The organism is Shewanella sp. NKUCC05_KAH (assembly GCF_019345585.1).
Taxonomy (GTDB): domain Bacteria; phylum Pseudomonadota; class Gammaproteobacteria; order Enterobacterales; family Shewanellaceae; genus Shewanella; species Shewanella oncorhynchi.
The window spans coordinates 55,935-68,398 of the sequence record NZ_JAHKQZ010000015.1; the positions used below are offsets into that span (position 1 = coordinate 55,935).

Below are 12,464 nucleotides of genomic sequence, written 5' to 3' on the forward strand. Positions count from 1 at the left end.
AAGCAGCAATAGTGTTGAATCTTATAAATCAAACACATAGAATTGTTTTATTGTCACCATGCCGAGTTGCACATGCTAAAGTTAATCCAGTCCAATCAGATGGAAGTGCTCTGCGCCCATTTAGCCGCTTACCTGACCCAACCCCTTGCTTTTGCACGTCTACTGAGTAACGAGCATATTCTGGTACAGAGTCCCGGCATGTCGACTTGGCTACGCCTCGAAATCGCCAAACAGAATGGAATTGCTGCCGCACTGGAATTCCCGCTGCCATCGAGCTTTACCTGGCAGTTGTGCCATGACTTATTGCCCAATGTGCCTAAGGATAACGCCTTCACTAAGGCGGCAATGACGTGGAAGCTGATGCAACTCTTACCGCGCATGCTACAAAATGACGCCTTTGGGCCGTTGAGACACTATCTAAGTCATCAGCAATCCAGCACAAATGCTGCCGACACGAGTGAACATCTCAACACCAGTAACCTGACGGCTGATGATATTAAGCTGTACCAACTCTGTGGCCGCATCGCCGATATCTTCGACCAATACTTAGTGTATCGCCCCGATTGGATTTTAGCGTGGGAGCAAAACGAGCATCCCGACTCACTCACCAAGCCGCTGAATGAAGACCAACGCTGGCAACCCATTTTATGGCGCGCACTCATTGCCTTTAACCGTGATGAGCTTAATCAAAGCCATTACCACAGGGCCAACCTGCACAGTGACTTAATTGCAGCGCTGAATCATCCCGACACGTCACTCGCCAAATTGCCACAACGCCTATTTGTGTTTGGCATTTCCTCGATGGCGCCGCAAACCCTTGAAGTGCTTTACCATCTAGCAAGTCGTATCGATGTGATCGTGCTTGGCTTAAGCCCGTGTCAGCACTATTGGGGCGACATTGTTGATCCCCGTAATCGTGCCCGCATGGCGGTGCAATATGCGGGTAAACGCCAATTAGCCGAACTGTGGGAAGATAAACTAGAAGTGGGTAACCCGCTGCTTGCCAATAACGGCAAGATGGGCCGTGAATTACTCGATATGCTGCTTGAGCTCCCCGCCGAACACTGCGACTTTGGCGATGATGTGTATTGTGAACCTTGTGACGATCCCAACTCGCCACACAGTCATGCCAGCATGCTCCATGGCGTGCAATACGATATTTTAGAGATGCAAACCTTAGACAGAGTGCTAGGGCCAGATGCCGAGCTGTACCAAAATGTCGAGAACAGACGCCTACTAAAGCGCGACGATGAATCCATTCGAGTCAAGAGTTGTCACAGCCCACTGCGGGAAATCGAAACCCTGCACGATCACTTGCTTGAGTTACTCAGCAATGATATCGACCTGACGCCTAAAGACATAGTGGTGATGATGCCCGATGTCGCCGCCTACGCCCCCTATATCGATGCTGTCTTCTCGGCGAAGCAAGGCCTGCATTACATTCCCTACGCCATTGCCGACCGCGGTGCAGCGCAGGAATCACCGCTCATCAATAGCTTTTTAAATTTACTCGGGATTAATCAGAGTCGCTTCGGTCTGACCGACATTTTGAGCATACTCGAAGTGCCCGCCATTTTGCGCCGTTTCCAGCTCGATGACGATGAATTGCAACTGATCCGCCGCTGGTTAGATGAAGCAGGCGTGCGCTGGGGCCGCGATGAACAAAGCCGCCTTAAACAAGGTGTGCCAGCGTTTGAGCAAAACTCCTGGGCCTTTGGTATTAAAAGGCTGATTTTAGGTTACGCCTTGAGTGACGATGCGCCGCTTTACCAAGACCATTTGATCGTGACTGGCATCGAAGGTCAATCGGCGCAGGCGTTAGGTAAGCTACTCAATTTTATTGAAGTGCTCGATGAAACGGCGCAAATACTCGCCCAGCCACAAGTGGGCGCCCTGCGTTTAGCGGAATTAACTGAGCTACTAGATGCCTTCTACGACACCGATGAAGACGAGCGCGAACAATTACAGGAAATCCGCGATGCCATTGCCGCCCTAGAGCAAGAGTTACTATCGGCGGGCAGGCCCTTTGATACCTCACCGTTAGCTTTTTCTTTAGATATAAGCCCGTTAGCGCCGCTAGCCCAAGAGCGCATAAGCGGGCTTAGCCTCAGTATTGAAGTGCTGCAACAGTGGTTTAATCAACGCTTAACCGAATCTCGGGTCGGCCAGCGTTATCTTGCGGGAAGCGTGAACTTTTGCACCTTGATGCCGATGCGCTCGATTCCTTTTAAGGTCGTGTGTTTACTCGGCATGAACGATGGGGTTTATCCTAGGGTTCAACATCCCGTCGGCTTTGATTTAATGGCGCATTTCGGTGCCCGTAAAGGCGATCGCTCCCGCCGCCTCGATGACAGATATTTGTTTTTAGAAGCCTTATTGTCGGCGCGGGAACAACTGTATATCAGCTATATTGGCCGCAGCGAACGGGATAACTCTGAGCGTATCGCCTCTATGCTCGTCTCTGAACTGATTGAATATTGTCAGCTGTGCTATCTACCTGAAACGCTATTGGCTCAATCGCAAAACGCTGCAAGCCCCATAGACCCAGAGGATGCCGAAAAAGCCCTCTATAACGCAATTGTCAGCCACCAGCCGCTGCAACCCTTTGATCCCAAGTTGTATCAAGCCACAGTAAAAAATGATGACAAAGATGGCTCAAACATAGATGGATCAGGCAGAACCCAAAATAACTCGGGCATAGGCCAAAGCTACAGCCTGCAATGGTGTCCGCCCAATGCGGACGCTGCGGGCACAAATGCGGGCCGCTTTATCAGCGCGCAAACTCGCATTCTGCTCGACGCGGATGAACAAGACTCAGTGCCAGAAACAGAGGCACAGCCCGCTTCTGTGCACGAACAACAGCAAAGCAAACAAGTGGATGTGTCAGCCCTGATCCGTTTCTTTCGAAATCCAGCGCAGTACTTCTTCAACCGTACGTTAAAAGTCGATCTCAGCCTTAATATTCAGGCCGATGATAATGACGAGCCCTTTAGCTTGAATGCCCTAGAGCGCTATATGTTGCAGGCCCAGTTACTCGACGATGCCATAGGCCAAGGCCTAACTGAGCCCGATATTGAACTGATTAAACGCCTCAAAGCCAGTGGCACTTTGCCCATGCAGCCCTTCGATGATTTGCTACTGCGCCAATATCAGCATGATATTAAACCTTTGATTGGCAGAACCTTGTTCCTCAAGGGAGAACAAGCCAGCAGTCACGCCGATATTAAACTCGTGTTTGACTTGCCCATTACGGCGGGTAAATCCCAGCAAGTGTTACTGCAAGGTCGTATCGATGACATCAGCCCTAAGGGGTTAGTCAATTATCGCCCTGGTAGCGCACACGGTCGCGATGTGCTGAGGTTGTACCTTCGCCACCTGTGTTTAATGGCAATGGGCCACACACATGCAAGCTATCTACTCGACATGGGGCACTTCCACGCCTTAGCGCCAATCACAGCAGAGCGCGCCCATGCGTTACTGGCTGATTTGTTAGTGTTGTTTTATCAAGGCCAGCAACACCCACTGTGTTTTATGCCGCGCACGTCACTGGCCTACGTCAGCTGCGAGGGTGAGCACGATGAGCGTTTGCAGCAAGCGTTACCCGAATGGTTAGATGAGCAGAGTCAATTGGGTGAAGGGAACGAACCCCATTACCAGCGATTATTCAGTTTCCCGCGGGATTTCTCTGAGGATAGCTTTGGCGCATTAGCCGAGCGTATCTATCGCCCTATGGTGAGTTTATATCTCAAAGACACGCTGGCTCAGCTTGAGGAATTTGCGCTCAACGATGGCATGAGCCAAGGCCCTGCTAATGAACACGCGACTGACACACAAGCTCTCGCACCACATTTGAACCGCAATAGTGCACAGGGAGAGCAAGCATGAGTGAACAGATGCCGTTGAACACGCAAGCCTTACATTCAGCACCACAAGCGCTTGATCCTCTCACTCTGCCCTTTGGCGGTAGTCGTCTTATTGAGGCCAGCGCAGGCACAGGTAAAACCTACACGATTTCAGGTCTTTATTTACGCTTATTGCTTGGTGATGGCATTCCTGCGCCGCTCACCTGCGAACAAATTCTCGTGGTTACCTTCACCAATGCGGCCACCGAAGAGTTAAGGGATCGTATTCGTCGCCGTATTCAAGTTGCCTTTAAGTGTTTCTTAGGACTAACGATTGCCGATCCCTTTGTGCAGGCGTTGTATGACAACACCCCAGAGAGTGAACGCGCCATTGCCCTGCGGCGGTTCGATCTCGCCCTTAAATCACTCGACGAAGCGGCGATTTTTACCATCCACGGTTTCTGTCAGCGAATTTTATCGGATCTCGCCTTTGAGTCTTCCTTGCTGTTCGAATCGGACTTTACCTTGGACGACAGCGAATTTTTGCACCATGCCGTGCGGGATTTTTGGCGTGAGGCCTGTTATCCGCTGCCCGATTACTTAGCGCAAATCATTGCCAAGGAATTTGGCGAGCCCGATGGTTTAGTCAAACAGTTGCGACCGCTCCTTGGCGCCAGTCAAGCAAAACCTTTGAAACCCGCGCTTAAGTTTGATGCCTTGGCCCTATTACTGCGCCAAAGTTTAGATCGCTTTAAATTAGCTTGGCCAAGGGGACGCGATGGCTTATTGGCATTGCTACACAGTTTGCCACTCAACGGCACCCGCTTTGGCAAAGCAACGGATAAGTACCCCAAGCTCGCCGCCATGTTCGATGCACTGGATAACTGGCTCGCCTTCGGTCATGGGTTGCCGCCACTGAAAGAGTTAGAAGCCTTATCGCTGTCTGAGTTAAAACTCAACAAGGGGGGCGTCATCCCAAGTGTGAGCGAAGCACCGCTAATGGATCATATGGAGCAACTCGCCATATTGATTGCCGCCATTAAACCGGCATTTTTGTATAGTGCGAAACTTGGCATAAGCGAGCGATTTACCCAGCAAAAACAACAAAAAAATGTGCTGACCCCCGATGATTTGCTCACGACATTAGCGAGCGCACTACATGCCAATAATGAAACCTTGCCCAAAGCCGTGGCAACACGTTTCCCCGTCGCGCTTATTGATGAATTCCAAGATACCGATCCGCTGCAATTTGCGATCTTCTCTGGCATCTACCAAGACCGCTACTCGTTTGAACAGCAAGGCAAAAACGATACAAAAAATAAGCTCAGCCTGTTGATGATTGGCGATCCTAAGCAAGCCATTTATGCCTTTCGCGGCGCCGATATCCATACCTATATTGAGGCCCGTCATCATACGCAGGCCCACTATCATCTGGATACCAACTACCGCTCAAGCGCAAACATGGTCGCTGGGGTTAACCATCTGTTTAGCCAGCATCACGATCCGTTTATCAGTCAGTCGATCCCCTTTGATAGCGTGAAAACGCCCAGCAGTGCTAAAGGGAAAATCCTCACTGAAAAAACCGCCAATCCAGCCGCCTTAAGATTAAGACTCTTAAGCGAAAGTGCAGAAAACGGCCTCAATAAAACCACGGCAAGACACTTGCTCGCCGAAGACGCGGCGGCACAAATTACCCGTTTACTGACAGATGCGGCCAATGGCGAATGCCACAGCCCTAAAAGGCCTTTGATCGCCAAAGACATCGCCATCTTAGTGCGGGATCGCAACGAAGCGGCAGTGATGAAAACCGCATTAAGTAAACGCCACATAGGCGCGGTGTTTTTAAGTCGCGACAGTGTGTTCGATACCCTTGAAGCGCGGGAAATGGCGTTAATTTTGCGATCTCTAGCGAACCCTAAAGATGAACGGGCACTGCGCAGCGCCCTAGCCACGGCATTATTGGGCTATAGCGCCGAGCAAATCCATGCCTTTAACCAAGATGAAGAGCACAGACAGCTGTTATTAGAGCAATTTTTTAACTTGCACCAAGTGTGGCAGAAACGCGGCATCATGCCCGCGCTACTCAGCCTTGCCAATAGCACTAAACTAATTGACCGTTTACTGCACACCGCCAGTACGCAAACCGATGCACAGGAACAAGATGCCACGAATGGCGAGCGCCGTTTGACAGATTTTCGCCACCTTGCTGAGCTCTTACAGCAAAAGGCCACCGAACTTGATGGTATGAGTGCCCTACTCAATTGGTATGAACAGCAACTGATTGATAACACAGGCACAGATGAACAGCAGCTGCGCCTTGAGAGCGAGCAGAATCTAGTGCAGATCGTCACTATCCATAAGAGTAAGGGTCTTGAGTATCCCGTATGTTTTGTGCCCTTTGTCAGCCTAGCCCGCGACAATCGCCGCCGCCCTACGCCTATGCTGTACCACAGAACCAACGATGCAGGTGAGCAAGAGCTCGTGTGGGATATCGAAGGCACGGATGACGGTTGGGAGCGCGCAAAACAAGAAACCTTAGCCGAAGACTTGCGCCTTTTGTATGTGGCGCTCACTCGCCCTGTGTATTTGTGTTACTTGTATATCGCCAACCACAGTCGTCAACTTAAAAATGGCCTTAAAAGTCAGCTGCATGAAACCGCTATCGGCTATCTGCTCGGCATAGGCGACTCAGAATGTGACTTTGCCCGTATCTGCAATGCTGCGCAGCAGCTCGCTCAAGATGTGGAAGCCATAAGTATTGATAAGGTGCCCGATGACATAGACGAGCGCCCATTGCCCTCAAGCCAAGACATAGCGCAAATACTGAGCGCGAAAACCTTAACCCGCCAATACAGCACGCCGTGGCGAGTCGGCAGTTATTCAGGTCTCGTTAAAAATACCAGCCATGGTAAAGCCGCGCCGGGCGCCGATGATGAAATATTAGGTACGCTTGAATATACGGCTGTGCAAACACTCTCTATTCCTGATGAGGCAAGTCATGATCTGCAGGATGACATGCTCAATCGCTTTAACTTTGAACGCGGCGCCAATGCCGGTAGCTTTATGCATTTAGTGCTAGAAGAGATTGATTTTACGCAGGCAGAAATCGACTTACCGCTGCAATTGCCTAAAGCCATGCTGCAATACGGTATCGCGCCCGAATGGCAAACAGTATTACATACTTGGTATTTGGATGTGCTGCATGCACCGCTCGGCGCTATGCCGCACGCCTTAGAGTCGCAAGTCACGGGGCATGTAAGCGCCGTCAAACCTGAACATCCTGATTTGTGCTTAGCCAAGTTATCGCCGCAGAATACCTTAGTCGAAATGGAGTTTTATTTACCCTTAAGCGAACTTAAAGATATTGAGCTCAATGCGCTACTGCAGCAGTTTGGCTATGAGTCGACACTTAAGTTTGATGATCTCAAGGGCATGCTCAAAGGCTTTATCGATTTAACCTTTGAATACCAAGGTCAATATTATATCGCCGACTATAAGTCGAATCATTTAGGCGACAACATCAATGCCTACCATCAGAGCGCGCTGCAAAGCGCAATAACCGATCACAGGTACGATTTGCAGTACATTCTCTATTCATTGGCGCTACACAGGTATTTGAGTTTACGCCTGCCAAGTTATGACTACGACAGCCACATCGGCGGTTGTTATTACTTGTTCTTACGGGGAATGTCGGCTCAATATCCCGGCTATGGTATTTATTACGACAAGCCGCCGAAGGCACTTATTCTCGCGCTAGATTCACTTTTTAATGACAATTTATTTCATAGCAGATTGGCTGGTGCAATAGATACAGGAGTCACGGCATGATGCGCTCAACCCAAGGGCTAAATGCACATTCACTCACTGCGGCGAAATGGATAGATCATGGCGCAATTCAGCTTACAGCGCCGCTGCCAGAGCTGTTAAAACAGTGGGAGCAAGAACGACTGCTCACACCGCTCGATCGGCATTTCGCACTCGAAATGAGTCTCTTACATCCAAGCGACAGCCAACATCCCTTATTTATTTTGCTGTGTGCGCTATTAAGCCAGCAATTATCTTCACAGCACAGTTGTCTAGTGCTCGCCCATATCGTGCCACTCAATCCCATGGCCGAACAAAATAGCCATTGTAAAATCACCTTAAGCCTCGAAGCACTCACAGAGACCTTGCAAACCTTTGATGCCGTCGGCCAAGCGGGCAGCAATAAACCACTTATTTTTGATAATGGCAGACTCTATTTACAACGTTATCATCAATTTGAAACCTCAGTGGCCGCCTCATTAATCCGCTTGTCCGGAAGTGTATCTAGGCAATTATCTGAAGAAACAAGCCACCAAAAGCAACCGCAAATAGCTAAGTTGAGGTCACTGCTAGATCAACTGTTCCCTGCCAATGTGAGCGATCCCCATTCACTCACTAACAATGTACTCACTAAAAGTGAAGACACAGCACCCATTGATTGGCAAAAGGTCGCCACCGCCACAGCGCTGGGTAAAAAACTGTCGGTGATCACTGGCGGCCCAGGTACGGGCAAAACCACCACTGTAACTAAACTTTTGTTATTGCTACAAATGGAATCACAACAGGAAATCCGTTTAGTCGCGCCAACGGGAAAAGCGGCGGCTCGATTAAGCGAATCGATCAAAGCTTCAAAAGCGCGTCTAGCGAAGGAACTCAGCGCCCATACTGATGTTGTTGATGAAGCTCGCAATAGACATAGCCAAGATTTTTTAACGGCACTGGGGCGCATTCCAGAGGAAGCATCAACCTTACACAGACTGCTTGGGGTGATCCCCAATTCGCCGCACTTTCGCCACCATCAAGGTAATCCGCTTAGGCTCGACTTATTAATCGTCGACGAAGCCTCTATGGTCGATTTGCCCATGATGTATAAGCTGCTGAGCGCACTGCCTGAGCACGCCAGTTTGATTTTACTCGGCGATCAAGACCAACTCGCCTCGGTTGAGGCGGGCGCTGTGCTCGCCGATATTTGTGCGGGCCTTAAAATACCAGTTGTTCCCAATAACCTTGCGCAAAATAACATAGCGTCAAACAGCCCTGCTCTGTGGCAAATGCGCTATTCCAAGGAACAAGCCCAGCGTCTGAGTGCGTTAACGGGTTTTGAGTTAACGCCCTATATCAGCGACGCCCCTAAACTTGGCGATAGCTTATGTATGCTAATGCACAGCCACAGATTTAAAGGCGATGCGGGGATTGGACTGCTCGCCAGTGCCGTCAATCGCGCAGATCTTCAAGGCATTTTGCAGGTATGGCAACAGGGACCTGCAGAATTGAGCTGGTTAGAACACAGTATGGTTGTAAGCCAAACCCAAGCCAAAGTGAGCGAGCCTGCTAATAATGTGGGACTCAGTTCACTTCTGGAGCAAGCCTGCCAGCAATATGGCGCTTATCTCGGTGCCTTGAATAGCCATGCAAGTAACAATGATGCAAGTAATAGTGATGTAGGCACACGTCCAAGCACAGCAGACATCATTGAACGCTTTAACCAGTACCGTATTCTATGTGCTATGCGCTCGGGCGATTATGGGGTTGAAGGCATCAATCAGTATGTGACTCAAGCACTGGCAAATGCCAAGCTGATTAAACCGCTACAGGAGTTTTATCTGGGTCGGCCGATTATCATCCAAAGCAATGACTACAACTTAGGCCTGTTTAACGGTGATATCGGATTGATTTTGCAGGATGAAGATAAACCCGAACGTTTAATGGCGCACTTTATCAAGGCCGATGGCAGCCTGTTAAAAGTCTTGCCAGCCCGTTTGCCCAGCCATGAAACCTGTTATGCCATGACAGTACACAAAAGCCAAGGCAGCGAATTTAGCCGTGTGGCCTTAGTATTGCCGCCGAGCCCCAGCCTAGCCCAATGGCAACTGCTGACCAAAGAGTTGGTCTACACCGCCATCACCCGCGCTAAAGTCCACTTTACCTGCTTAGGCACCCAGCACGTATTCGAGCGGGCCAGTAGCCAAGCAACCCAACGCGCATCGGGCCTAGCTGACCGCCTTTGGGGATAAATGAAGCTTTGTGGTCAATGGGGAACACTTTAGGAACTACATTTTAAGATATGGCTTTTAGATTTACTCTAACCATGAAACTAAGGATTTAAACATTGATTAAAAAGGACATTATTACACTTAAGGATCTACAAGCCGTTATTGCCTTGTTTGACGCCATAGCACCAGATGCCGCTTTACCTAAGCGTTATTATGAAAAAACCCGCTATATCCAGTGGTCAGAATTTAAAGACATGCAGGTATATGCACTCGACTTTGAGCCCTATTTAACAATTAGCCAGCGTTGTAATATGACGTATTTTGGCATACATCAAAGTACGCGACGTTTATACCTAGCACACAGTAATGATGCTGGCCACGCACCGCGCTGGGAAGCGAGACCAGTGACCTTAGCGCAACTGATGGATGTCGAGTTAATGGTGAATTTACATAAAAATCATGCCTATAACTTAGGGCTAAACATCTGTTTTGATCTGAACTATTTACTCTGAGCTTTGGTATTAATGTACAAATTCGCATGACTAAATATCGGCTGTGGGCCAGGCAATATCAGTTGCTAAAATCAATTTGAAATTATCAATGTCACCCGCAACGTTTTTCCGGTACCCGAAGGCACAAGGACAACGGATCTGTTTATGCTCGCTCGAGCCAAGAATTAGCCGTTTGGTTCGCTCAAAACTAAGCTGTAGCGAAAAGATGTTTTGGTAAACCCTATACTTTCATAGTATTGCTGTGTGGCAATGCGCTGCATCGATGTAGTGAGTTCGAGTAACTGGCAATTCTCTTGCTTTCCCCTCTCTTTCGCAAAGGCAATCAACTGAGAGCCAACGCCCTGACCCCGCATGTCGGCATCCACCACAATTGCGGTTATACGACAGATACGACTCAAGGCGGGGAAATAATCAAAGAACATTAAGGCCATCACAGCGACAACTTGCAGGTCACCCTGCACATTATGTTGCTCATACACCAGTAATTCATCACTGCGGCGCAAAGAATCATGCTGATATTGGCTTAACGTCTGGGCTAAAGCGGCACGGGGCAAAGAATAACCGAGTTGCTCAAGTAATACCTGCACACTATCTGTATCCTGTAAGCGGGCTAACCGAATGTTTTTATTCACCATGAGATACCATGCTGTAATCTGCCTAAAGGTAAGTGTCACTCGTACTGGGTTGCACAGTTTAGATGACAGTGACGAAGCAATAGTCCAACGACATTGCCATCTCACGCCACAAAAATCAAAATAAACCCGACAAAGGCACAAGCCCATATTTGCAATGCGATGTAATGCGTTAAAATTCACCACTTAATAGCCATCAGTCAGCAAAACCTTGCACTCATAGGGGCAAGAAAACTAAGATGACAGCGGCTGTACTATAGGATGATATTCGTATTGCCACAGGCCGATGTCATCCGATTTTGCTCACTTTGAGGAATCACTCACAATGTCTAAGATCAACCTGCTTTTGCTGTGCGGCGGCGGAAGTGCCGAACACGATATTTCACTCATGTCGGCCAATTATTTTGAAACCTCACTGGCAAAATCCGAGCAGTTTTGTGTATTGCGTGTCGAACTGGATAAATTTGGTCAATACCGCACCGCTGCGGGTGATGATTGTGAACTGACCAATAGCCGCGAAATTCGCTTCCGCGATGAGAGCAAAGCCCCATGGCCGGTCGATTACGTCATTCCCTGCATTCATGGCTATCCCGGCGAAACAGGTGACATTCAATCCTATTTTAATTTGATCCAACTGCCCTATTTTGGCTGTGAATCCGAGGCTAGCAGTAACTGCTTTAATAAGATCACCGCTAAAATGTGGTTCTCTGCCTTAGGTATTCCGAATACCCCGTATATTTTCCTAAACCAATTCGATGATGCAGCAATAGAGCAAACCCAAGCCGCATTAGCACTATGGGGATCCATCTTCGTCAAAGCGGCCTCACAGGGTTCCTCTGTTGGTTGTTATAAAGTCGATGACAGCGATAAAGTCGCTGGCGTGCTTAAAGATGCTTTCGGCTATGCGCCCTATGTTATCGTTGAAAAAACCATTAAAGCCCGTGAGTTAGAAGTCGCAGTATACGAGTACAACGGTGAAGTGGTGGCGACAGTACCAGGTGAAATCATCTGTGATACCAACACCTTCTACACCTTCGATGAGAAATACGCCAAAAATAGTAAAGCACGCACCGATGTGGTGGCACAGCATGTGTCAGCTGAGATCAGTGAACAAATCCGCGCCTATGCAATCAAGGCATTTAAAGGTATGAAATTGCGTCACCTGTCGCGCATCGACTTTTTCTTAACCGCGGATAATGAGATTTTACTAAATGAAATCAATACCTTCCCAGGTTCCACGCCGATTTCTATGTTCCCCAAAATGCTGCAGAATCACGGTCATGACTTTACTGAATACTTGAGTCTAGTGATTAACAGCCAGATAGCCGCTAAATCTTAGCGCTTGCCACCTGACTCAATGTGAACGCAGAGACTCTGTGCAGCACCTGTTTCCAGTAATAAAAAGAGCGCCTCGGCGCTCTTTTTATTACATTTCAATGCATTATATCTAAAACTTGAATT

The 12,464-nt window shown here is 48.7% G+C and carries 6 protein-coding genes; 5 read left to right on the top strand and 1 reads right to left on the bottom strand.

The window, feature by feature from the left end; translation table 11 throughout:
• The first annotated feature begins 72 nt into the window (after nucleotides 1-72).
• From recC to KO533_RS14325, 4 genes are all read left to right on the top strand, one after another.
• A complete protein-coding gene (recC, locus tag KO533_RS14310) occupies nucleotides 73-3,885 on the top strand; it encodes an exodeoxyribonuclease V subunit gamma (protein WP_219254784.1) in 3,813 nt (1,270 codons plus the stop codon).
• Nucleotides 3,882-7,670 carry an exodeoxyribonuclease V subunit beta gene (gene recB, locus KO533_RS14315; protein ID WP_219254786.1) on the top strand — a complete coding sequence of 1,263 codons (3,789 nt, stop codon included), beginning with the start codon at nucleotides 3,882-3,884 and terminating at the stop codon, nucleotides 7,668-7,670. The genes recC and recB overlap by 4 nt, the downstream gene beginning before the upstream one ends.
• Nucleotides 7,667-9,880 carry an exodeoxyribonuclease V subunit alpha gene (gene recD, locus KO533_RS14320; protein ID WP_219254788.1) on the top strand — a complete coding sequence of 738 codons (2,214 nt, stop codon included), beginning with the start codon at nucleotides 7,667-7,669 and terminating at the stop codon, nucleotides 9,878-9,880. Before recB ends, recD begins: the two co-directional genes overlap by 4 nt.
• 95 nt (nucleotides 9,881-9,975) lie before the next feature.
• A complete protein-coding gene (locus KO533_RS14325) occupies nucleotides 9,976-10,371 on the top strand; it encodes a hypothetical protein (protein WP_251073449.1) in 396 nt (131 codons plus the stop codon).
• A gap of 164 nt (nucleotides 10,372-10,535) precedes the next feature.
• Here the strand turns inward: KO533_RS14325 and KO533_RS14330 are convergent, their stop codons facing one another.
• The gene (locus KO533_RS14330; RefSeq protein ID WP_219250469.1) at nucleotides 10,536-11,006 is read right to left on the bottom strand and encodes a GNAT family N-acetyltransferase; all 471 of its coding nucleotides are present in this window, start codon (nucleotides 11,004-11,006) and stop codon (nucleotides 10,536-10,538) included.
• Nucleotides 11,007-11,328: 322 nt separating this feature from the next.
• Here KO533_RS14330 and KO533_RS14335 point away from each other — a divergent pair, with 322 nt between their 5' ends.
• Nucleotides 11,329-12,342 carry a D-alanine--D-alanine ligase gene (locus tag KO533_RS14335; RefSeq protein ID WP_219254790.1) on the top strand — a complete coding sequence of 338 codons (1,014 nt, stop codon included), beginning with the start codon at nucleotides 11,329-11,331 and terminating at the stop codon, nucleotides 12,340-12,342.
• Nucleotides 12,343-12,464: the final 122 nt, after the last annotated feature.